The sequence below is a fragment of the Nitrospirillum bahiense genome, from assembly GCF_007828025.1.
Lineage (GTDB): Bacteria > Pseudomonadota > Alphaproteobacteria > Azospirillales > Azospirillaceae > Nitrospirillum > Nitrospirillum amazonense.
On sequence record NZ_VITO01000007.1, the window covers coordinates 317,895 to 340,697 of the forward strand.

Sequence of the window (22,803 nt, forward strand, 5' to 3'; positions counted from 1 at the left end):
GCGGGACGCCGGGACGGGGTCCCCGTCGATTGGGTGCCTCGGGAGGAGGTAGGGTGGGCGAGGACGCGCCGCGAGGCCAGGGGCGAAAAAGGCCTATGCGGGACATTGGGGTGGTTTGGTCCAAATCGCGCCGTTAAACTGCGCCCGGTGTTCCCCCGTCCGGCGTTGAACCGTCATCAGACAGCAACGGCCTTACAGGATGCGGGTGACGCCCATGTGGACGAGAGAGTTCGTGATGACCGATTCCCATGCGCTGGCCGCGGCCGGGCGCGCCCTGTTCAAGGAACTGACGGAAGCCGGCCGCCCGGTGGTGGGCGTGGGCATCGGCGAGGGCCTGATCTATCTGCGGGTCACGGCGCCGGACCATGGCGCGCCGGAGAACTACAACGGCTATCCCGTCGTGGTGTTCGGTGAGGACGGCGCGCGCCGCCATTAAGGGCGCTATACTCCTCCAGGCCCCTGAAAGAGAGGGCCGGACGGGGTTGGGATATGGGCCGGAAGTTCGGAAGATTGGACAAGGCTGCGGCGGTACCGGCGCCGGATTCCCAGCCGGGTCTCTGCGCCCTGTGCGGCCGTCCCCTGGTGCCCGGCCCCTCCGTGGAACAGCATCACCTGGTGCCGCGCAGCCAAGGCGGACGGGTGACGGTGCCCTTGCACCGGGTTTGCCACCGGAAAATCCATGCCGAATTAAGTGAGCGGGATCTGGCCGGGGCTTACGCCACGGTGGACGCCCTGCGCGCCCATCCCGCGATCGCCGCCTTCATCCGCTGGGTTGCCAACAAGCCGCCGGAGTTCGTGACGAGGACGGAACCGCGGCGGCGCTAACGTTTGCGCGCCCCTCGGGCGCCCGGCGGGCATCCGCCCACTGGGCTTCCTCGCTTTCCAGTCCGCTTCGCATCCGGGAAAGCTCCGGTGGATGCAGTCGCATCCTAGTCGCGCCACGGAATCATCCGCGCGCAACCAAAACGCAGGCATGACAAAAGCCGCCCACTGAGCTTCAGGGGCGGCTCCGTCCGTGCGTCTAACAGCGCGTGAGAGGCTTAGTAGCCCTCGCGCTCCAGACGCTTGCGCAGCAGCTTGCGGGCGCGGCGAATGGCCTCGGCCTTCTCACGGGCGCGCTTCTCCGAGGGCTTCTCGTAGTTGCGACGCAGCTTCATCTCACGGAAAATGCCTTCGCGCTGCATCTTCTTCTTGAGAGCGCGGAGGGCCTGATCGACGTTGTTGTCACGAACCAGCACTTGCACGGGACGTCACCACTCCAAACAGAGTAAAAGGTTAACGGGTAATAGCCAAGACGCACGGTCGCGCAGGCAGCCCGATCGGAGGCCGGTGGTATAACACAGGCCCCCCGCCCTGTGAAGTGAATCCCGCCATGGTCGCGCGGGGCCCCCATGCGTTCATGAATGGGCGTTCCCGGATGGGCGCTTTCGCAATTGGCGTAAGGGGTGCGGAATTCCGCTGGGGCGGCCTTATCCAAAGGACAGGCGGCGGGGTCCGGGGTGACAGGGCGCCTCAACCCATGGAAACTAACAGGGTACCCCCTATATCGGGGTTAGGGCGCGCCGGCGCGGGGCCAGGCGGCACTTGATCCCAAGATTCGGGGAAGGGGGAACGTTGGCCATCCTGAAGATCGCCCGCATGGGCCATCCGGTGCTGCGCCGTCCGGCGGTGCCGGTGGAAGAGCCGATACCCGCGGTGGTCCGCCAATTGGCCCAGGACATGATTGAAACCATGGTCGATTCCTCGGGCGTGGGCCTGGCGGCCCCCCAGGTGCATGTCGGCTGGCGCGTCATCGTCTTCCGCGTCCCGGCGGAGCGGGCGGGCGGGGAGACCGCCGATGTCCAGGTGCTGGTCAACCCGGTGGTGGAGCCCCTGTCGGAGGAAATGCAGTTCGGCTGGGAAGGGTGCCTATCCATCCCCGGCCTGCGCGGCGCCGTGCCCCGCTACAACCACATCCGGTATCGCGGCCTGGCCCTGGACGGGTCGGTGGTGGAACGCGAGGCGCGGGGTTTCCATGCCCGCGTGGTGCAGCATGAATGCGACCACCTGGACGGCGTGCTGTATCTGGATCGCATGAACGACCTCCGCTTCCTCAGCTTCACGGAAGAAATGAAGTATTTCGGCACCGAGTCGGTGCCCAAGCTGCCCGGTTGACCTGGACCGTCGCTTTCCTTCGAGGGGGTAGAGACGGCGGGGACGCGGGCCTATACTCGCGCCAACCTCGCGGCCGCCGGTCGGTCGCCCTCGTTACAAGGGATGGTTCCCATGGTCGCCCCCGACACCGACACCACAGCCGCCACCTTACCCCAGGATGAGCGCCTGGTTTTGCGCGACCGGCTGATGCTGGCCGTTCTGCCGCACGTGGCCTTCGACGGCTGGTCGGCCGCGGCGCTGCGCCAGGGCGCGGCCGACGCGGACATGGGGGCGGCCCAGCTGGCGGCCCTGTTCCCCGGCGGTGTGGCCGACGTGGTGGCGCAGTTCAGCGACTGGGCCGACCGCGCCATGCTGGCGCAGCTGGCGGGCCGGGACCTGACTACGATGAAGGTGCGGGCGCGGGTCACTCTGGCGGTGCGCGTGCGCCTGGAATTGCTGGCGCCGTGGACGGAGGCGGTGCAGCGCGCCAGCTCCTTCCTGGCGCTGCCCACCCATGCCGGGTTGGCCGCCCGCCTGCTGTACCGCACGGTGGATGCCGCGTGGTACGCCGCCGGCGATCAGGCGACCGATTTCAACTATTATACCAAGCGGGCCCTGCTGGCCGCGGTGCAGACCGCCACCGTGCTGTATTGGTTGAGCGATCGGTCGCCCGACCATGCCGACACCTGGGCCTTCCTCGACCGCCGGATCGAGAATGTCATGGCGGTCGGCAAGGGCATCGCCACCCTGTCGCTTCCGAAGCTGTCGTCGCTGAAAGGCTGGGGCGGCCTTGTGCCTTCCCCCCTACGCTTCTCCCGCCATCTGCGCCAACGGGTGTGATGGGGCGGGTGTGATGGGTAACGGGCGGGCGATCGCGTCGGCCACCCCATGAAGAAAGGGCCCGGACGGGGATGTCCGGGCCCTTCGCCATTCGATGCCGCAAAGCCGCGCTTACTTGTCGTGGCTGATTTCCGTGTCCTTGGTTTCCCGCACGAACAGCAGGCCGATCACGAAGGTGATGGCGGCCACGATGATCGGGTACCACAGGCCGGCGTACATCTGGCCGGTGGTGACCACGATGGCCAGCGAGATGGCCGGCAGGAAGCCGCCGAACCAGCCGTTGCCGATGTGGTAGGGCAGGGACATGGAAGTGTAGCGGATGCGCGACGGGAACATCTCCACCAGCATGGCGGCGATGGGGCCGTAGACCAGGGTCACGTAGATGACCAGGACCCACAGCAGGAAGGTCAGCGCCGGCTTGTTGATGGCGGCGTCATCCGCCTTGGCCGGGTAGCCGGCGGCCTTCACCGCGTCGGCCACCGCCTTGTCGAAGGCGGCCTTCTTCTCCTTCGCGTCCGGCGCCTTGGCGTCGTAGCTGTCGATGACCGTGTCGCCGATCTTGATCTGCGCCACGGAGCCGGCGCCGCCATCGACCGCGCTGTACGGCACGCTCTTGCCCACCAGCGCCGCCTTGGCCACGTCGCAGCTGGACGTGAACTTGGACGTGCCGGCCACGTTCAGCTGCCAAGTGCACTCGGCCGGGTCGGCCGTCACCGTGGCCGGGCTGGCGGCCATGGCGGCTTCCAGCGCGGGGTTGCCGAAGTGGGTGATGCCCCGGAAGATGGGGAAGTAGGTCAGGATGGCCAGGGCCAGGCCGGCCAGGATGACCTTCTTGCGGCCGATGCGGTCGGACAGGGCGCCGAACACCACGAAGAAGGGGGTGGCGAACAGCAGGGCGATGGCCGCAAGGGTGTCGGCGGTGTTGGGGTCGATCTTCAGCGTGCTCTTCAGAAAGATCTGGGCATAGAACTGGCCGCAGTACCAAACGACGGCCTGGCCGGCGACGACGCCGAACAGGGCCAGCAGCACGAACTTCAGGTTATAGAGGTTGCCGAAGCTTTCCAGGATGGGGGAGGAGGACGTCTTGCCCTCGGCCTTCATCTTTTTGAACAGCGGCGATTCGTCCAGCTGCAGGCGGATCCAAAGGGACACGGCCAGCAGCAGCAGCGACACCAGGAAGGGGATGCGCCAGCCCCAGGCCTCGAAGTCCGCCTTCGGCAGGCTCGTGCGGCAGGCCAGGATGACCAGCAGCGACAGGAACAGGCCGCCGGTGGCGGTGATCTGGATCCAGGCGGTGTAAGCGCCGCGCTTGCCATGGGGCGCGTGCTCCGCCACGTAGGTGGCGGCACCGCCGTACTCGCCGCCCAGGGCCAGGCCCTGCAGCAGGCGCAAGCTGATCAGCAGGATGGGCGACAGCACACCAACCGATTCATAGCTGGGCAGGAAGCCGATGACGGCCGTCGACAGGCCCATGATGACGATGGTGACGAGGAAGGTGTACTTGCGGCCCACCAGGTCGCCCAGCCGGCCGAAGACCAGGGCGCCGAAGGGGCGGACGAAGAAGCCGGCCGCGAAGCCCAGCAGCGTGAACACGTCCTTGGCGCCCTGCGTCGGCAGGCCCGAGAAGAAGCGGGCGCTGATGATGGCGGCCAAGGAACCGTACAGATAGAAATCATACCACTCGAACACGGTGCCGAGGGATGAGGCGAGAATGACCTTGCGTTCCTCCCTCGTCATGCCGGTCGAGGCCCCATTGGTACTGCTGCTGGCGATGTTCGCCATCGTGACTTCCTCCCATGGATGTTCTGGTATTGGCTGGCGGCGGGGCTGGTGCTGGCGTTCACGCTCCTAGCCCGGGGCGATCCCGGCCCGGTGGCGGCGCCGTGCCGCTGGTGGCCCCGCGGGGCCTGGTAACGGGCGTCCGGTTGGACGTCTTAAGTCGGATTGCTGCCGCTGGCCCCCCTTCGCGTATATGTCCCCCCGGCCCTGGGCGCGCATGACCCTGGGCCTGACACTCAACCGCTTTGGCGGACCCCGTTGGCCGGAGCCTCATGCGGGTCGCCCTGCCGGGGCCCGCGTTCGCCGGGTGTTACCGCTACCCCAGGTGCCAGCGCGGCCATTTGCCGCCTGGACAAAGGATGCAGTCACCGTCCCAAGCCTTGCAAAGGTAGCACCTCAGTCCTGAGGCGGCAACATGGCATTCACCTGGCAACGCACGTCAAATCAAAAGGATAGCGGCGCGTTTCCAACGGTTTGGGCGGTGTCGTAAAAAAATTATGAAGGGTGTTGCAACCCGCTGCCTCACCCGGCAAAGTGCGCCCCGCGTGGGCCTGTAGCTCAACGGTTAGAGCCGGCCGCTCATAACGGTCTGGTTGCCAGTTCGAATCTGGCCGGGCCCACCAATCTTTTCAAAGACTTAGCTGTTTGCGGTGGGGAAGTGCGCCGCGCCTGTAAATGAGCTGTAAGTGCAACGCGCATTGGCGGACGCCTGTGACCTGCCAGGAAAATCCACAAACATTTCAGGGCAATGAAATCCGGAGGAGCGGACTGGTCGGGTGTGCCCGTTTCCCAGGCTTCCCAGCGAGTTAATGATTTAAACAGACGGTTAGCTAGGGTGGCCTGTATCGGTATGTAAAGCCACCGGCGGCCATACGCCATGATCGACTTCAGAAAGAATTAGGTAGATTTCCTATTATCTATTGGAATTTCATCTGCTTTTATGGGGTCTATTTAAATTTCACTCGATATCTGTCGTATTTGTCGCTGATTGTTCAATAAATTGTTAATCTTGAACTGACTTTGGCCCCAAGCAGATGAAATTTTATTGAGTTTTCCCGCTCACCCCCACAGGCATGACAGTGGCGCGGCCGCCAGCTTATCCCCAAAGGGAACGAAGTCGGCGCTGTCATACAGGATGACGCCATAAGCGAACCGCTCTCCGCAGGCCTCGGCCAGTGCTTTCAGGCCGGTGAAATCGGTGGCCTTAACGGTGGCACTGGCCTTCACCTCGATGCCGACGACCATCCCGTCGTCACGCTCAAGGATGACGTCCACCTCGCGGCCATCGCGGTCTCGGAAATGGTGGGCGGTCACCCGCAGGTCTGAGCCGCTGATGAGCTTCAGCACTTCCGAGAAGACGAAACTTTCCAGCAGGGCGCCGAAGGCCGTGCGGTCGGACTTGATCCGGTCGAACGTCAGACCCCGCACGGTCGCCAGTAAGCCGGAGTCGAGGAAATGCAGTTTCGGCGTCTTGACGATCCGCTTCAGGGCGTTGGTGAACCAGGGTTGCACCGTTGCGACCAGGAAGACCTGTTCCAGCAGCCCGACATAGCGCTGGCCGGTCTTGTGGCTGACGTTGATGCCCGCGCCGAATTGCGAGTAGTTGACCAACTGGCCGGCGTGTTCGGCCAGCAGGCGCACGAACCTCGGCAGCTCGGTGAGCTTTTCCACATCGGCGATGTCCCGCAGGTCTCGCGTCAGGATCGATGTGAGGTAGGCGCGTGCCCAATCTTGCCGGCGCCGTTCTTTGTCGCGGCTGATCGCTTCCGGGAATCCCCCGGCCAAGACGACGCGGATCAGCTCGTCACCGACAAGCGCGTCCGGTTGAGGGCCTAGCCTGCCGTCGAACAGGCGTTCCAAGAAGCTGGGTGTCCGGCCGGCGATTTCGGCTCTGGCCAAGGGCAGCATCTGGATGGTTTCCATCCGCCCCGCCAGGCTATCGGCGATCTTGGGCAGGGTGAGCACGTTTGCGGAGCCCGTGAGCAGGAAGCGACCGGGGCGATAGTCCTCATCAACGGTCTTCTTGATCGCCAGCAACAGATCCGGCGCGCGCTGCACCTCATCGATGATGGCCTGATCCAGCCCACGGATGAACCCAGCCGGATCGGATTGGGCGGCGGCGAGGGCGGTTTGATCATCGAGCGTGATATAGGCGCGGCTGTTCGTTCCCATCTTGCGGACGAGCGTGGTCTTGCCCGCCCGGCGCGGCCCCACGACTAGGACGACGGGGGTATCGGAAAGGGCTTCCTCCACCCGATGCGCCACAAACCGTTCGAACATGCTTACCCTCAAGGCGTCGGCTGATTGGGAATATCAGTCTCGGCTAATTGGAAGTCAACAGTCCGCTGATTGGTAGTCACAAGGGCGCTGCCTGGGAGTGGTGGTCGGGCCAACGGCCCGGCTGCCGCGGGATCAGTCGCGCGCCAGGTGGGTGATCTTTTCGAACATGGCGGCGGCCAGGTCCCGTAGCTCGCGATAAGCGGCGTCTACCTTCCCCGCCAAGTCCCGGTTTCTCAAGCCCTTCTTTTCCCGTATCGTCTTCTCCAAGCGGCCCTGGACGCCGTCCGGCAACAACAAGGGGGATGGCATGGCGGTGGGGCGGATGAAGGGTTTGGCCGTCGGCGTGGGCCGCCGCGATCTGTTGGCCGGTGCGGGTGCGGCACTGATGCTGGCGGGTTGCGCGGTCAATGTGGAGGGGGGCCGGCATGGCGGCGTGACCGAGGCGGCGCGGTCGCCCCTGGCGCTGACGCCCATCCGGGCCACGCCGGACCGTATCACCCGCATCACCGTCTGCACGCGCCCCTTCCGCGCCCAGGGCCCCCGGCTGGAGGTGGAGCGCATCGGCCAGAAGCTGGTGGTCCACCATTATGGCCACGGCGGCAGCGGCTGGTCCCTATCCTGGGGGACGGGTCTGGTCGCCACGGAGAAGGCCATGGCCTTGGGCGAGCGCGACATCGCCGTTATCGGTTGCGGGGCTATCGGCCTGACCACGGCGCTGCAGCTGCAACGCGCCGGCGCCAAGGTCACCATCTATGCCAAGGACCTGCCGCCTGACACCCGGTCCAGCTTCGCCACCGGCGTCTGGTCACCGGATTCGCGCATCTGCCTGGAACAATACGCCACGCCTGAGTTCAAGGCGCTGTGGGCACGCATGTGCCTGACCTCGTTCCAGGCCTACCAGAGCCTGCTGGGCCTGCCCGGCACCCCCATCGAGTGGGTGGACAACTACAACGTCTCGGACCAGGCCAACCGGGAGCGCCACGAGCCGGTGACCGACGGCCGGCCCCCCTTCGCCGACGCCTTGCAGCACGAGCTGTTGCCAACCCTGACACCCCATTCCGTTGATGTGCCGGCGGGTCTGCATCCCTTCGGCGCGCGCTTTGTTCGGCGCAACACCAACATGGTGTTCAACATTTCCAGCTACACCCGCCTTCTGCTGGATGAGTTCCACGCCAACGGCGGCCGCATCGAGGTGCGGGAATTCCACACCCCGGCGGATTTCGCCGGCGTGGCTCAGAAGGTGCTGGTGAACTGCACCGGCTACGGCGCCCGCTCCCTGATGGGCGACAACTCCATCATCCCGGTGCGGGGCCAGCTGGCGCGCATGATCCCGCAGGACGATGTGCACTACGGCCTGTTCTACAACGGCGTGTCCTTCGTGCCCCGGCGCGACGGCTTCGTCTTCCAGGCGGTGGGGCCGGACGACTACTACGGCTACAACGACGACAGCATCGTGCCCGACCGGCCACTGGCCGAACAGTCGGTGGGCATCATCGCCAGCCTGTTCCCGCCGCCGGCGTTCGGGTGACCCTCAGCAGCCCATCCCCTCCGCCACCGCCGCCACCTGCTGGCGCAGCCAGACATGGCCGGGGTCGGCTTGGTGGCGGGGGTGCCAGGCGGCCATGAAATCATAGCTGTGCCGGTTGGGCAGGGGCAGGTCGAACAGGTCCAGCTTCTCGGCATAGCGGCGGGCCAAGCGGCTGGGCAGGACGCAGAGATAGTCGGTGGCCAGCAGGATGGGTACGGCCAGCATGAACTGGTGGATGGACAGGGCCACCCGCCGCTGCCGCCCCAGCCGCTCCAGAACCTCATCCACGAAACCGACGAAGCCGCCGCCATCGGTGGACACCAGGATATGTTCCTGGGCGCAATAGCTGTCCAGGTCCAGGGGGCCGGCACCGCGCGGATGGCCCTTGCGCTGGGCCACCAGATAGCGCTCCCCCGCCAGGCGGCGCGCCGTCATGCCGGCCTGGACCATGTTTTGCGAGCCGATCAGCAAATCGACCTCGCCCCGCTGCATCTGGCCCAGGACGCGTTCGGCGTTGGGTGCGCGGAAGGACAGGCGGATGCCCGGGCCCGCGACGGCGCGCAGGCGCTCCATCAAGCCCAGCCCCACCGCCACCGTGCTGTTGTCGCTGGCGGCGATGGCGAAATCGCGCGTGGCCGTCAGGGGGTCGAAGCCCGGCGGCCGGCGCACCACCGTCTCCAGCTCCTGCAAGGCGGCGCGCAAGGGCGCCTGCAGTTCCAGCGCGCGGGTGGTGGGCACCATGCCCCGGCCGGTTTCCGAGGGCACGAACAGCGGATCGTGGAACAGGTCGCGCAGGCGGGCCAATTGCGCCGACAGGGCCGGCTGGCTGATGCCCAGGCGCGCGGCCGCCCGGGTGACGTTGGCCTGGTCCAGCAGAGCGTCCAGCGAGACCAGCAGGTTCAGGTCCACTCCCTTGAGATCGATCATGGTTATAGGTCCAATATGGATGATCGATTTCAATTATAGCCAAGCGGGACCTATCTCACCAGGGCACCGCCTAACCCTGATCGTGAGGCAACCATGCCCCAATCCCGCTCCCCGGACCCAGCCGCCCCATGGCCCGCTTGGCCCCTGCGCCTGCTGGCGCTGGCTTATTTCACCATGGGTACCGGCACCTTGGCGGTGGTCGGGGCCTTGCCCCCCATCGCCGCCTCGCTGTCTTTGCCACCCAGCGCGGTGGCGCTGATGGTGTCCGCCTTCGCCGCCACCTTCGCCGTCGCCGCGCCGGTGGTGCAGATGGTGGCGGGGCACCTGCCGCGCCGCACCCTGTTGCTGGCCGGCCTGGGCATCCTGGGCGCCAGCACCCTGCTGTCGGCCGGGGTGGCCAGCTATCCCTTGTTGCTGATCCTGCGCATCATTTCGGGCGTGGGGGCCGCCTGCGTCGGGCCGGTGGTGTCGGCCCTGGGCAGCACCCTGGTACCGCCCCAGCGGCAAGGCCGCGCCCTGGCCATCGTCTTCAGCGGCATGACCATGGCGTCGGTCGTCGGCCTGCCGCTGTCCGCCTGGCTGGGGGAACAGATCGGCTGGCGCCCCATGTTCGTCGGGCTGGGCGTGTGGACCTGGGGCGTGGCGCTGGCCGTCGCGTTGGGCGTCAAGGACCGGGGGCGGGGTCATGCCCTGGGTCTGGGGCAACTGGCGACCGTCCTGCGGCGCCCGGGGGTGGCGGGGGGCGTCGCCCTCATGGTCTGCCAGATGGCGGGACTGTTCACCACCATCACCCTGATCAATCCGCTGCTGCGCGACCGCTTCGGCGCCGATACGGCGCAGACGTCGCTGGCCCTCATGGTGCTGGGGCTGTCTGGTCTGGCCGGCAATTATCTCGCCCGCTGGCTGGCCGACCTGTGGTCCGCCGACCGGCTGGTGGCCCTCAGCCTGGGGGGCCTGACCGTCATGTTCCTGACCATGGCCGGCGCCCCGGCCCGGCTGTGGGCCGCCTTGGCCCTACTGGTGCTGTGGGCGCTGGCCAACGACCTCTTCATGCCCTCGCAGCAGCGGCGCATGGTGGAACTGGCGCCGGAGGTGCGCGGCCTGGTGCTGGCCCTGAATTCGTCGGCCCTCTATGTCGGCATGGCCGCCGGCTCCTTTGCCGCCGGCGCGATAGAGCCCCTGGCCGGCGTGGGCACGCTGCCGCTGGTTTCGGCCGGTTTCATGGCTGCGGGCCTGGGGCTGCTGGCCGCCACCCGGCGGCGGGGTGCCACGGCGGGCGCCCCGGGGGCGGAGGCAAGCGCCACCAGGGCTATCCAGCCTCCGGCCGTCTGCCCTGCGGCGCGATGACCCGGTGGTTGCAATTCCGTCGTTTTTTCAGAGACGCGGGATTGATTTATGGCGCCGGCTCCGCACTTTCTAGCGGCAGCCGGCCGCAATGGACTTGATCGGGGAGGAACCTGATCGGGGGCCCATCCTTGGCCAAAGGCTGACATCCAGGGAGGGAAGGGAACAATGTCTCGCGTCTCCGTCATCGCGCTGGCCCTGGGGCTGGCCGTGTCCAGCCTGGCGCTCACCGCCAGCGCCGCCACCGCGCCGTCACCCGCGATCACCGCCGCCGTCGCCGACAGCAACCGGCCCCAGGCCGACAAGGATCGCGATGCCGATCGCAAGCCGGCCGAGATGCTGGCCTTCGCCGGCGTGAAGGCGGGCGACAAGGTGGTGGATTTCATGCCGGGCGCCGGCTACTTCACCCGCCTGTTCGCCAAGGCGGTCGGCCCCAAGGGCAGGGTCTATTCCCTGCTGCCCAATGAGATCGCCACCCGCTCGCAAAAAGCGGTGGACGGGCAGAAGGCGCTGGCGGGGGACAAGGCCTATGGCAACATCGTGCCGCTGGTCGAGCCCGTGAACGCGCTGACCTTCCCTGAGAAGGTGGACGTGGTCTGGACCTCGCAGAATTACCACGATGTCCACGCCTTCATGGGCGCGGAAGCGGCGGCGGCCGTGAACAAGGCCATCTTCAACGCGCTGAAGCCCGGCGGCGTCTACATCGTGCTGGACCATGTGGCCGAGGCCGGCTCCGGCGTGCGCGACACCAACACCCTTCATCGTATCGATCCCGAAACGGTGAAGAAGGAGGTGGAGGCCGCGGGCTTCGTGCTGGAGGGCCAGGACGACGCCCTGCACAACACGGCGGATAACCACACGCTCAAGGTCTTCGACCCCGCCCTGCGCGGCCACACCGACCAGTTCGTCTTCAAGTTCCGCAAGCCGAAGTAAAAAGAGGTCTTCACAACCGGGGCTGCGCCAGGGCCGCTTTGGCCATTGCGCAGCCCTTTGTTTTTGCGGACCCTTTAGCCATCAAGACCAAGAAGGGGACGGGGCATGGCGAAGGGGATCGCGGCGTTGGTGGCGGGCCTGATGATGGCCGCCGCGGGTGCGGCCACTGGAGAGATGTCGGGTTTGGCGCTGGCCGGCACGGCCGATGCCCCCTACCGGGTGCTGGACGGCTATGCCCGTCACGGCCACCAGGAACGGCTGAACACCCCGGCCGATGAGGTGGACTGGCTGCGCAAGAACCGCTTCGTACATGGCGAGCTGGACGATTTCCCGGCCGACGCCATCGTGCTGCACCGGGTGGATGTGGAGACCTACCTGGACCAGGCGGGCTTTCAGGGCAGCTACACCCGTTTGTCCTACGGCTTCACCGACCCCACCGACCTGTGGGTGGTGCGCAAGGCCGGCACGGCCCCCTTCGTCGTGGCCCGTGGCCTGCCCGGCGCCGGCGGCATCACCACCCAGGTGGCGGAGTTGCAGGCCCTGGGCGCGCGCCGCGTCATCCATGTCGGCACGGCGGGCCTGCTGTCGCCGGACGTGCCCTATGGCCAGATCATCGTATCGGATGGCTCCTACCGCGATGGCGGTGCCTTCCTGCTGGCGCCCGACGCCAAGCAGCAGGTGGCACGGCCGAACCAGGAGTTCACCGCCCGGGTGCGCGCCGCCGCCGCCCGCTCCGGCCTGCCCAGCGCCCGGGGCATCGGCTACACCATGCCCATCTACTATTTCCAGCCGGGCAGCATCCTGCGCGACCTGCTGGCCATCAAGGGTCCGGATAAGCCCACCTTCGTGGAGATGGAGGAGGGGCCGTTCTTCACCCTGGCCACCCTGATGGGCCTGAAGGCGGCCAGCGTGGTCGTGGGGTCCGACCGTCTGGTCAACGACGGCGGGCGCCTGCACCAGTCGCTGTGGGACGGTGACCTGGACGCCCTGGAACTGGCGGCGTTCAAGGTGGCGGTGGATGCGGTGCAGCGGCCTTGAACGGGAACCGGAACCCTGTGACCGGCCTCACCTCGAAAAGCCGCGCGGGCGTGCTTAGGTAACCCTTGGCAGTTCCGTCGCGGTTCGAAGAAAGGCCGGTCCCCCCGTGTCGCTTCCCATTCCCTTGTCCGTCCTGGACCTTTCCCCCATCGTCGAGGGCGGCACCGCCGCCCAGGCCCTGCACAACACGCTGGATCTCGCCCGCCATGCCGAGGCCCTGGGCTACCGCCGCTTCTGGGTGGCGGAGCATCACAACATGACGGGCATCGCCAGCGCCGCCACCTCGGTGGTCATCGGCTACATCGCCGGCGGCACCAAAAGCATCCGCGTGGGCGCCGGTGGCATCATGCTGCCCAATCATGCCCCGCTGGTGATCGCGGAGCAGTTCGGCACACTGGAGTCCCTCTACCCCGGCCGCATCGACCTGGGTCTGGGCCGCGCGCCGGGCAGCGACCAGCGCACCGCCTGGGCGCTGCGGCGCGACCGCTCAGACAACGGCGACAACTTCCCCCGCGACGTGCAGGAACTGCAGGCCTATTTCCGCCCGGCCCAGCCGGGGCAGGCGGTGCGCGCCGTGCCCGGCGTCGGCCTGGACGTGCCGATCTGGATCCTGGGCTCCAGTACCTTCGGCGCTCGGCTGGCGGCGGAGTTGGGGTTGCCCTACGCCTTCGCTTCCCACTTCGCGCCCGACCAGCTGCTGGAGGCGCTGCACGTCTACCGCCAGTACTACAAGCCCACCGCCGCCAATCCCAAGCCCCATGCCATGGTGGGCGTCAACGTTTTCGCCGCCGACACGGATAAGGAGGCGGAGGTGCTGTTCACCTCCCTGCAGGATCGGTTCGTGGCCTTGGCCCGTGGCAACCCCGGCCCCTTGCGCCCGCCGCAGCCGGGTGTGGAGTGGAGCCCGGAGGAACGCGCCTGGGCCGACCGGGCGCTGCGCTACTCCGTCGTGGGAGGGCCGGAGACGGTGCGCCACGGCCTCGGCGCCATCCTGCAGCAGACCGGCGCGGATGAGATCATGGTGACCGCCGCCATCCACGACCATGCCGCCCGGCGGCGGTCGTTCGAGATTACGGCCCAGGTGGCCGGGCTGGCGCCGCGTATCAATTGAGGCACCGGGCGGAACGCGCCGGACTGGATTAAGAGAGGGCCGCATTTCCGGTGTGGGGATGCGGCCCTTATCGTCACATCATGGGGCTACTTCCCCATGGATTTGTCGCGGGCGGCCTTGAACTCCGCCTTGTCGTACCATTTCGGCCAGTCGGTGCCGAAGGCCAGCGGGCGGCTGAGGTCATAGATCATGTTGACCTCCATGGCGCCGCCGCTGAGGTCCAGGTCCGGCGACCATTTGTCGGACGGCTGGTGGTAGTGGAGGCGGGTGAACTCATCCTCCTTGGTCTTGCCCCACTCGGCGCCGTTGGCCACGCTGTCGATGCCGCTGTGGGCGTAGATCACCGGGATGCCGATCTTGGCCAGGTTGAAGTGGTCGGAGCGGTAGTAGTAGCCGCGCTCGGGGAAGGGCTCCTGGTTCAGGGCCATCATATGGGCGTCGGTCCAGGCCTTCAGCCTGTCCTCCAGGTCGGACTTGCGTCCGCCCACCAGCACGATGTCCCGGGTCAGGCCGACGCTGCTCAGCATGTCCATGTTGAAGCCCGCGACCGTCTTGTTGGGCGCGAACAGCGGATGCTGGGCATAGTACTCGGACCCCAGCAGGCCCTGCTCCTCCGCCGTGTAGGCGATGAACAGCAGGGTGCGGTCTGGCTTGGGACCCTTGGTGTAGCGCTTGGCCAGCTCGATCAGGCCGGCGACGCCGGACGCGTTGTCCATGGCGCCGTGGTAGATGGTGTCGCCGTTGATGGCCGGACCGATACCCAGGTGGTCCCAGTGCGCGCCGACCAGGACCATCTCGTCCGGGTGCTTGGTGCCCGGGATGGTGCCGATGACATTGTGGGAGATGACGTCGCGCTCCGTCGGCGTGATGCCGACCGACATCTTCAGGGGCAGGGGCACGGCCTTGAAGCCACGGCGGGCGGCGCTGTCCTTCAGGGTGTTGAAGTCCAGCCCGGCGGCCTGGAACACGGCCTTGGCCTGGTCCAGCTGCATCCAGCCTTCCACGGCTGACCGGGTCTTCAGTCCGCCGTCGGCCGGCATCAGGCTCAGCTTGGGGATGCTGCCGCCGTTGGCGACCACGCCCCAGGGATAACCCGCGGCGCGCGTCTCATGCACGATGATGGCGGCGGTGGCGCCATGGCGGGCGGCCTCCTCGAACTTGTAGACCCAGCGGCCGTACCAGGTCATGGCGCCGCCGCCGAACAGGGCGGGATCGCCGGTGGCATAGCCGGGGTCGTTCACCAGGATGACCACCGTCTTGCCGCGCACATCGACGCCGGCATAGTCGTCCCAGCCGAATTCCGGCGCCGTGATGCCATAGCCCACGAACACCATGTCGTTGTCCTTGACCTGGACATGGGGGGTGCGCTGGCGGGTCCAGACGACCATGTCGCTGAAATACTCCAGCGACAGCGGCGCGGCCTTGGGGCCGGTGATGACCATGGGGCCGTCGGCCTTGCTGACGATCTCCGTCAGCGGGACGTCCTGCAGATAGCTGCCGTCCACGGCGGGCTTCAGGCCGATCTTCCTGAACTGGTCCTGGATGTAGGCGATGGCCTTGTCCTCGCCCGCCGTGCCGGGCTTGCGGCCCTGGAATTCATCGGATGCCAGGATGCGGATGTGCTCGGACAGGGCCTGGGCCGTCACCGGGGCCACGTCCTTGGTGACCTTGCCGGCCGCCAGCGCCGGCGTGGCCACGGCCACTGCGAGAGCCAGCGCCGCCGTGCCTTTCAGCAGGCGGGCGCCTCTGGTGTGGGTTCGCATGGGTTTCTTGCGTTCCTTATCTTTCCCCGGGGCGCGTCCATTGGCGCCCCTCAAACCGCCCATACCCCCTGCCTGGGGTTACAGGCGCCGGCAGGGTTACGGCCCAGTTGGGCCGCTCCCCCGACTGAAAAAAGGCCGCCGCACCCCTCTGCCGGGGTATGGCGGCCTTTACACTCATTTGCCCTGGGACTTGTCCCGGGCGGCCTTGAACTCGGCCTTGTCGTACCACTTGGGCCAGGCATCGCTGGACGCCAGGTCGCGGCTGATGTCGTACCACATGTTGACCTGGACGGCGCCGCCGCGCAGGTCCATGGCCGGCGACCATTCGTCGGACGGCTGGTGGTAGTGCAGGCGGGTGTACTCCTCCTCCTTCGCCTTGCCCCACTCCGCGCCGTGCTCCACGCTGTCGATCCCCATGCCGGCGTCGATGACGGGGATGCCGACCTTGGCCAGGTTGAAGTGGTCGGAGCGGTAGTAATAGCCGCGCTCGGGGAAGGGCTCCGGATTCACGACCATGCCGTGGGCATCGGTCCAGGCCTTCAGCCGTTCCTCCAGGTCGGACTTCTTGCCGCCGACCAGGACCACGTCATGCACGGGACCCAGCACACCCAGGCCGTCCATGTTGAAGCCGGCCACCGTCTTGCCCACCGGGTACAGCGGGTGCTGGGCATAGTATTCCGAGCCCAGCAGGCCCTGTTCCTCGGCCGTGTAGGCGATGAACATCAGGGTGCGGTCCGGCTTGGGGCCGTGGGTATAGCGCTTGGCCATCTCGATCAGGCCGGCGACGCCCGTGGCGTTGTCCAGCGCGCCGTTATAGATGGTGTCGCCGTTGACCGCCGGGCCCACGCCCAGGTGATCCCAGTGCGCGCCCACCAGCACCACCTCGTCCGGACGCTTGGCGCCGGGGACGATGCCGACCACGTTGTGCGAGACGACGTCGCGCACCACCGGGGTGATGCCCACCGACATCTTGGCGTTCATGGGCACGGCCTTGAAGCCGCGCCGGGCGGCGCTGTCCTTCAGCGTGCCGTAGTCCAGGCCGGCCGCCGCGAACAGCTCCTTGGCCACGTCCAGCTGCACCCAGCCTTCCACAGCCGACCGGCTCTGCAGCCCGCCGTCGGCGGGCATCAGGGTCAGCTTGGGCACGCTGTTGCTGTTGGCGACCACGCCCCAGGGGTAACCGGCGGCGCGCGTCTCATGCACGATGATGGCGGCGGCCGCACCATGGCGGGCCGCTTCCTCGTACTTGTAGGGCCAGCGGCCATACCATGTCATGGCGCCGCCGCCGAATAGGGCGGGGTCGCCGGTGGCGAAGCCCGGGTCGTTCACCAGGATGACGACCGTCTTGCCCTTCACGTCCACGCCGGCATAGTCGTCCCAGCCGAACTCCGGTGCCGTGATGCCGTAGCCGACGAAGACCAGATCGCTGTCCTTCACCTCGGCATGGGTGGTGCGCTGCCGGTTCCAGACGATCATCTGGCTGAAGTATTCGTACGACAGGCTCTTGGCCTGGCCGTCCTTGCCCGTGGCCGTGAACACCATGGGGCCGTCGGCCTTGCTGGTGACCTCGGTCATGGGCACGTCCTGAAGGTAGCCCTTAGCACCGGCCGCGGGCTTCAGCCCGATCTTTTTGAATTGGTCCTGGATGTAGGCGATGGTCTTCTCCTCGCCCACGGTTCCCGGCTTGCGGCCCTGGAAATCGTCGGAGGCGAGGATTTTGACGTGGGCCGACAAGGCCTCGGGCGTTACCGGGGCGGCGTCCTTGGCCTGCCCCACCGCCGCGGCCCCGACATCGAGCGCGAGGGCCGCGGCGAACAGCGCCGTGGTCCCTGTGCGTAGTCTGGCTCCCATAAGTGCGAATCCCCATTGTCTTGGTCGTGTCGCCGGCGGTTACCCCCGCGATAGCGCCGCTTGGGGCGAGAGCATACGGGGGTACCGGCCGGAAATCCAAGACCCTGGGCGGGCCTGCTGACGAAAGTTGGATATTGGATATGGCGGGACAATCGCCCGATCGCGATGCCTGTACGGAAAAGGCCGGCCATCACTGGCCGGCCCCGTCGCTTCAATAAGGACTGGTGGGACAGGGGGCAGGGCGGGGACTTAGGCGTCCACGCGGGTGCCCCACAGGTCGTATTCCTCGGCGTGCTCCACGGTCACCTGGACGATGTCGCCCACCGCGACGCTGGTGTCGCCGTTCAGGAAGACGCTGCCGTCGATCTCCGGCGCGTCCGCCGCGGAGCGGCCGATGGCGCCCTCCTCGTCCACCTCGTCGATGATGACGTCGATGGTGCGGCCCACCTTGGCCTGCATGCGCTCCTCGCTGATGGCCTGCTGATGGGCCATCAGGCGGTTCCAGCGCTCCTCCTTCACCTCTTCCGGCACGGCGCCCTCAAGGGCGTTGGCGGGGGCGCCGTCCACGGCCTCATACTTGAAGCAGCCCAGCCGGTCGATCTTGGCTTCCGACAGCCAGTCCAGCAGGAACTGGAAATCCTGCTCCGTCTCGCCGGGGAAGCCGACGATGAAGGTGGAGCGGATGGTCAGTTCGGGGCAGACGTCGCGCCAGCCGCGAATCCGGTCCAGCACCTTCTCCTGGTTGGCCGGCCGCTTCATGGCCTTCAGCACGTTGGGGCTGGCGTGCTGGAAGGGAATGTCCAGATAGGGCAGCACCAGGCCTTCCGCCATCAGGGGGATGACCTCGTCCACATGCGGGTAGGGGTAGACGTAGTGCAGGCGCACCCAGGCGCCCAAGCCGCCCAGCTCGCGGGCCAGGTCGGTCATGTGGGCGCGGACCTTGCGGCCCTTGAACTCGCTCTCGGCATGGCGCAGGTCCAGGCCATAGGCGCTGGTGTCCTGGGAGATGACCATCAGCTCGCGCACGCCGGCGTTCACCAGCCGCTCCGCCTCGCGCAGCACGTTGCCGGCCGGCCGGCTGGCCAGGTCGCCGCGCAGCGAGGGGATGATGCAGAAGCTGCAGCGGTGGTTGCAGCCTTCGGAAATCTTCAGATAGGCGTAGTGGCGCGGCGTCAGGCGCAGGCCCTCGGGCGGTACCAGGTCGGTGTAGGGGTTGTGCACCGGGGGCAGGTGGTCATGCACCGCCGACACCACCTGCTCGTACTGGTGGGGGCCGGTGACGGCCAGCACGTTGGGGTACATCTCCCGGATGCGGCCCTCTTCCACGCCCATGCAGCCGGTGACGATGACGCGGCCGTTCTCGCGCATGGCCTCGCCGATGGCATCCAGGCTTTCCTGCTTGGCGCTGTCCAGGAAGCCGCAGGTGTTGACCAGCACCACGTCGGCGTCGTCATAGCTGGGCGACACCTCGTACCCTTCCGAGCGCAGCTTGGTCAGGATGCGTTCGCTGTCTACCAGCGCCTTGGGGCAGCCCAGGCTGACGATGCCGACCTTGGGGGCGCCAATGGGGGACGAGGTATTGGTGATGAGGGTGGGCTTGCTCATGGCGGCGCTCGGGAATCCAAAAGGGCGCCAGCAGGGGGACCCTGTGCCGCATGCGGTCGGCCGGGTCTCTCTCGAAAGCGCGCTTACACTATACTATAAGGTGAGCGTCCGACCTTGGTGGTGCCGCCGCCCGTCTGGCCCGGGTATATAGCGGCACCGGGGCCGTTTGCCCATCCCCCGCGCTGTCCGGAGCGCGTGCCAGGCGCGCAGGGGAGGGGCCCGCAATTGTGGGGCCGCCCCCTGTCCTGGACGCACGGCTTACCCTGGATTTTTGAGTCCAGAGCGCTTGACGGGCGGGGCCGACCTCCATATAGTCCGCCCACATTTTTCGAGGGGCAGGCTGTAGGCCGCCCTTGCGGGCTAGACGCTGTCTCTCAAAAAGACCCCCTCGAAAATCTGTATAGCCGCACCCGAGTCCTTGTTCGGACGGCGTTTGCAAGGCCCGCGCGGAGCCAGTCAGTGCTTCGTGACGGGACTTTCGTCGTTCTGGGCATGCGTTTGGGTGCCTTGTTGTTGGAACTGTGAACCGAGAGCGGTAGATGCCGACGATCAACCAGTTGATCCGCAAGTCCCGTGAGGGCGTGCCGGAGCGGGACAAGGTCCCGGCGTTGCAGGAATGCCCCCAGAAGCGCGGTGTCTGCACGCGCGTCTACACGACCACCCCGAAGAAGCCGAACTCGGCGCTGCGTAAGGTCGCCCGCGTGCGGCTGACCAACGGCCACGAGGTCATCAGCTACATCCCCGGCGAGGGTCACAACCTGCAGGAACACTCCGTGGTGATGATCCGCGGCGGCCGTGTGAAGGACCTTCCCGGCGTGCGCTATCACATCATCCGCGGTTCGTTGGATACCCAGGGCGTGAAGGACCGTCGCCAGCGTCGGTCCAAGTACGGCGCCAAGCGTCCGAAGTAAGGAGTTATCTCATGTCCCGTCGTCGTCGCGCCGAGAAGCGTGAAGTCCTGCCGGACGCCAAGTATGGCGATATCGTGCTGACGAAGTTCATGAACTGCCTGATGTACGACGGTAAGAAGTCCGTCGCCGAGCAGATCGTGTACGGCGCTCTGGAGCGTATCGAGGGCAAGGTGAAGGCTGATCCCATTCAGCTGTTCCACGATGCCCTGAACAACGTCCGTCCCTACCTGGAAGTGCGTTCCCGCCGCGTCGGCGGTGCGACCTACCAGGTGCCGGTTGAGGTCCGTCAGGACCGCGCCCAGGCCCTGGCCATCCGTTGGCTGATCGCCGCCGCCCGCGGCCGGTCGGAGAACACGATGACCGAGCGCCTGTCGGGTGAGCTGCTGGACGCGGCCAACCAGCGCGGCGTTGCCGTGAAGAAGCGTGAAGACACCCACCGTATGGCGGAGGCCAACAAGGCCTTCTCGCACTACCGGTGGTAAGGTTGGGACCTGCTTAGGCCTTAAGGAATCATGGCGCGCTCCCATCCTCTCGATCGTTACCGGAACATCGGCATCTGTGCCCACATTGATGCCGGCAAGACGACGACGACCGAGCGGATCCTGTACTACACCGGCAAATCCTATCGCATGGGCGAGGTCCACGAGGGCACCGCCGCGATGGATTGGATGGAGCAGGAACAGGAGCGCGGCATCACCATCACTTCGGCGGCCACGACCTGCTTTTGGCGTGACCACCGGGTGAACATCATCGACACCCCCGGGCATGTCGACTTCACCATTGAGGTCGAGCGGTCCTTGCGGGTGCTGGATGGTGCGGTGGCGCTGTTCGACGCTGTGGCCGGGGTCGAGCCCCAGTCGGAAACCGTGTGGCGGCAGGCGGACAAGTACCGCGTGCCGCGCATGTGTTTCGTGAACAAGATGGACCGGGTCGGCGCCGACTTCTTTGGCACCGTCCAGATGATCCGGGAGCGGCTGGGCGCCAATGCGGCGGTCCTGCAGCTTCCCATCAAGACGGAAGCCGGTTTCTCCGGCGTCGTCGACCTGGTGAAGAACAAGGCCATCGTCTGGAAAGAAGAGACGCTGGGCGCCGAGTTCTTCGAGACGGAAATTCCGGCCGCCCTGGCCGCGCAGGCGAGCGAATACCGCGCTCGTCTGGTCGAGCAGGCGGTGGAAATGGATGAGGACGCCACGGAGCGCTACCTCGAGGGTGCGGAACCCGACGAGGCGGCGCTCAAGGCACTGATCCGCAAGGGGACGATCGCGCTCCGCCTGGTTCCGGTGCTGTGCGGCTCGGCCTTCAAGAACAAGGGCGTTCAGCCGATGCTGGACGCCGTTGTCGACTTTCTGCCCTCGCCGCTCGACATCAGTGATGTCGCCGGCGTGACGCTGGACGGAGAACCGGCCAGCCGGCGGACGGACGACGCGGCGCCCTTCGCCGGCTTGGCGTTCAAGGTGATGAACGATCCTTTCGTCGGCGCGCTCACCTTCGTCCGGATTTATTCGGGGCGGATGGCGGTCGGCGATCGCGTGCTGAACGCGAGCAAGGGTGAGAAGGAGAGCGTCGGCAAGATGTTGCTGATGCACGCCAACACCCGGGAAGAGATCGAGGCGGCCTGCGCGGGCGACATCGTGGCCCTGGCGGGGCTGCGGAACACGACGACGGGTGAAACCCTGTGCGATCCGGAAGCGCCGCTGGTGCTGGAACGCATGGAGTTCCCGGAGCCGGTGATCGAGGTGGTGGTCGAGCCGAAGACTCAGGCGGATCACGACCGGATGGCGATGGCGTTGCAGCGACTGGCGTCGGAGGATCCGTCCTTCCGCGTCGGCCGTGACTCCGAGACGGGGCAAACCGTTATCGGCGGCATGGGCGAGTTGCACCTGGAGATCATCGTCGATCGCATGCGCCGGGAATACCGGGTGGAAGCCGACGTCGGCGCGCCGCAGGTGGCGTACCGGGAAACCATCGCCCAAAAGGCGGAGGCGGCCCACACGCTGAAGCGGCAGGTCGGCGCCATGGGGCAGTACGCCCAGGTGACGCTGTCCTTCGAGCCGTCCGAGCCCGGCAGCGGGTTCCGGTTCGAGAACAAGGCGGGCAGCCATCTGCCCAAGGAATTCGCCCACGGGGTCCAGAACGGCGTCCATGCCGCCAAGGACAGTGGGGTGATCGCCGGGTTCCCGGTGATCGATCTGAAGGTAGAGCTGGTCGACGGTGGCTTCCACGACGTCGACAGCTCCGTCGAGGTGTTCGAGCAGGCCGCTCGCGCCGCGTTCAAGGAAGGGATGGCGAAAGCCAAGCCCGTTCTCCTGGAGCCGGTGATGGCGGTCGAGGTGGTCACCCCCGACGACTACATGGGTGATGTCATCGGCGACCTGAACAGCCGCCGGGGACAGGTGACAGGAATGGATCAGCGGGGCAATGCGCGCGTCATCATTGCCAGGGTCCCGCTGGCCAACATGTTTGGGTATGTGAACAACCTGCGCTCGATGAGCCAGGGCCGGGCGCAGTACTCGATGCAATTTGACCACTATGAGCCGGTGCCGGCTGCCATCGCGGATGTCGTTCGCGCCAAGATGGCCTGATCTGGCAGAAGTCAAGAGAAGGAAGAGTAACCATGGCGAAGGCGAAATTCGAGCGCACCAAGCCGCACTGCAACATCGGCACCATCGGTCACGTTGACCATGGCAAGACGTCGCTGACGGCTGCGATCACGAAGGTGCTGGCTGAGACCGGTGGCGCGACGTTCACCGCGTACGACCA

20 protein-coding genes and 1 tRNA gene are annotated in these 22,803 nt (G+C 66.7%); 14 read left to right on the forward strand and 7 right to left on the reverse strand.

The genetic code is table 11. The annotated features are described in order from the left end of the window. The first annotated feature begins 235 nt into the window (after window positions 1-235). Entirely contained in the window at window positions 236-436 is a 201-nt protein-coding gene (locus tag FBZ88_RS13095; RefSeq protein ID WP_244909245.1) for a hypothetical protein, read from the forward strand. A gap of 74 nt (window positions 437-510) precedes the next feature. Then, window positions 511-825 carry an HNH endonuclease signature motif containing protein gene (locus tag FBZ88_RS13100; protein ID WP_246138641.1) on the forward strand — a complete coding sequence of 105 codons (315 nt, stop codon included), beginning with the start codon at window positions 511-513 and terminating at the stop codon, window positions 823-825. Between the two features lie 215 nt (window positions 826-1,040). Here the strand turns inward: FBZ88_RS13100 and rpsU are convergent, their stop codons facing one another. Further along, the gene (gene rpsU / locus FBZ88_RS13105) at window positions 1,041-1,244 is read right to left on the reverse strand and encodes a 30S ribosomal protein S21 (RefSeq protein WP_012567245.1); all 204 of its coding nucleotides are present in this window, start codon (window positions 1,242-1,244) and stop codon (window positions 1,041-1,043) included. 370 nt (window positions 1,245-1,614) lie between these two features. Between rpsU and def the strand changes: the two genes are divergently transcribed. After that, window positions 1,615-2,154: a peptide deformylase gene (gene def / locus FBZ88_RS13110; protein ID WP_145617388.1), complete on the forward strand. Its 540-nt coding sequence runs from the start codon at window positions 1,615-1,617 to the stop codon at window positions 2,152-2,154. Between the two features lie 111 nt (window positions 2,155-2,265). Then, on the forward strand, window positions 2,266-2,973 hold the full coding sequence (locus FBZ88_RS13115; RefSeq protein ID WP_145617390.1) for a COQ9 family protein: 708 nt from the start codon (window positions 2,266-2,268) through the stop codon (window positions 2,971-2,973). A 111-nt stretch (window positions 2,974-3,084) separates the two neighbouring features. On the opposite strand, the gene FBZ88_RS13120 is transcribed toward FBZ88_RS13115, so the two are convergent. Beyond that, window positions 3,085-4,755, reverse strand: coding sequence for an MFS transporter (locus FBZ88_RS13120; RefSeq protein WP_145617391.1), 1,671 nt, complete (start codon window positions 4,753-4,755; stop codon window positions 3,085-3,087). A gap of 544 nt (window positions 4,756-5,299) precedes the next feature. Here FBZ88_RS13120 and FBZ88_RS13125 point away from each other — a divergent pair. Beyond that, window positions 5,300-5,375: transfer RNA gene (locus FBZ88_RS13125), tRNA-Ile, on the forward strand. Between the two features lie 436 nt (window positions 5,376-5,811). Here the strand turns inward: FBZ88_RS13125 and FBZ88_RS13130 are convergent. Further along, window positions 5,812-7,032 carry an ATP-binding protein gene (locus tag FBZ88_RS13130; protein ID WP_145617392.1) on the reverse strand — a complete coding sequence of 407 codons (1,221 nt, stop codon included), beginning with the start codon at window positions 7,030-7,032 and terminating at the stop codon, window positions 5,812-5,814. A gap of 307 nt (window positions 7,033-7,339) precedes the next feature. On the opposite strand from FBZ88_RS13130, the gene FBZ88_RS13135 reads away from it, so the two are divergent. Further along, a complete protein-coding gene (locus FBZ88_RS13135; RefSeq protein WP_246138642.1) occupies window positions 7,340-8,560 on the forward strand; it encodes an FAD-dependent oxidoreductase in 1,221 nt (406 codons plus the stop codon). Window positions 8,561-8,563: 3 nt separating this feature from the next. Here the strand turns inward: FBZ88_RS13135 and FBZ88_RS13140 are convergent, their stop codons facing one another. Continuing rightward, window positions 8,564-9,487, reverse strand: a complete 924-nt coding sequence (locus FBZ88_RS13140) for a LysR family transcriptional regulator (RefSeq protein WP_145617393.1) — start codon at window positions 9,485-9,487, stop codon at window positions 8,564-8,566. Window positions 9,488-9,580: 93 nt separating this feature from the next. Between FBZ88_RS13140 and FBZ88_RS13145 the strand changes: the two genes are divergently transcribed. The 4 genes from FBZ88_RS13145 (at window position 9,581) to FBZ88_RS13160 (ending at window position 13,913) form a co-directional block, all read left to right on the forward strand. Beyond that, window positions 9,581-10,834, forward strand: coding sequence for an MFS transporter (locus tag FBZ88_RS13145; protein ID WP_145617394.1), 1,254 nt, complete (start codon window positions 9,581-9,583; stop codon window positions 10,832-10,834). 165 nt (window positions 10,835-10,999) lie between these two features. Continuing rightward, complete coding sequence (locus tag FBZ88_RS13150) at window positions 11,000-11,764, forward strand: class I SAM-dependent methyltransferase (protein ID WP_145617396.1); 765 nt, start codon at window positions 11,000-11,002, stop codon at window positions 11,762-11,764. A gap of 105 nt (window positions 11,765-11,869) precedes the next feature. Then, window positions 11,870-12,802 (forward strand): phosphorylase family protein, encoded by a 933-nt coding sequence (locus tag FBZ88_RS13155; RefSeq protein ID WP_145617398.1) that lies wholly within the window; start codon window positions 11,870-11,872, stop codon window positions 12,800-12,802. Between the two features lie 106 nt (window positions 12,803-12,908). Continuing rightward, the gene (locus tag FBZ88_RS13160) at window positions 12,909-13,913 is read left to right on the forward strand and encodes an LLM class flavin-dependent oxidoreductase (RefSeq protein ID WP_145617399.1); all 1,005 of its coding nucleotides are present in this window, start codon (window positions 12,909-12,911) and stop codon (window positions 13,911-13,913) included. A gap of 86 nt (window positions 13,914-13,999) precedes the next feature. Here the strand turns inward: FBZ88_RS13160 and FBZ88_RS13165 are convergent, their stop codons facing one another. From FBZ88_RS13165 to rimO, 3 genes are all read right to left on the reverse strand, one after another. Further along, window positions 14,000-15,676, reverse strand: a complete 1,677-nt coding sequence (locus FBZ88_RS13165; protein WP_246138643.1) for a M28 family metallopeptidase — start codon at window positions 15,674-15,676, stop codon at window positions 14,000-14,002. Between the two features lie 174 nt (window positions 15,677-15,850). Beyond that, the gene (locus FBZ88_RS13170; protein WP_145617401.1) at window positions 15,851-17,527 is read right to left on the reverse strand and encodes a M28 family peptidase; all 1,677 of its coding nucleotides are present in this window, start codon (window positions 17,525-17,527) and stop codon (window positions 15,851-15,853) included. A gap of 249 nt (window positions 17,528-17,776) precedes the next feature. After that, window positions 17,777-19,132: a 30S ribosomal protein S12 methylthiotransferase RimO gene (gene rimO, locus FBZ88_RS13175; RefSeq protein ID WP_145617403.1), complete on the reverse strand. Its 1,356-nt coding sequence runs from the start codon at window positions 19,130-19,132 to the stop codon at window positions 17,777-17,779. Between the two features lie 539 nt (window positions 19,133-19,671). Here rimO and rpsL point away from each other — a divergent pair. From rpsL to FBZ88_RS13195, 4 genes are all read left to right on the forward strand, one after another. Then, window positions 19,672-20,043: a 30S ribosomal protein S12 gene (gene rpsL / locus FBZ88_RS13180; RefSeq protein ID WP_004274236.1), complete on the forward strand. Its 372-nt coding sequence runs from the start codon at window positions 19,672-19,674 to the stop codon at window positions 20,041-20,043. An 11-nt stretch (window positions 20,044-20,054) separates the two neighbouring features. After that, window positions 20,055-20,525, forward strand: coding sequence for a 30S ribosomal protein S7 (gene rpsG / locus FBZ88_RS13185; protein ID WP_004274237.1), 471 nt, complete (start codon window positions 20,055-20,057; stop codon window positions 20,523-20,525). Window positions 20,526-20,555: 30 nt separating this feature from the next. Beyond that, window positions 20,556-22,625, forward strand: a complete 2,070-nt coding sequence (fusA, locus tag FBZ88_RS13190; protein WP_145617404.1) for an elongation factor G — start codon at window positions 20,556-20,558, stop codon at window positions 22,623-22,625. Between the two features lie 32 nt (window positions 22,626-22,657). Continuing rightward, the coding region (locus FBZ88_RS13195) for a GTP-binding protein (protein WP_246130159.1) at window positions 22,658-22,803 on the forward strand (146 nt) is incomplete at its 3' end.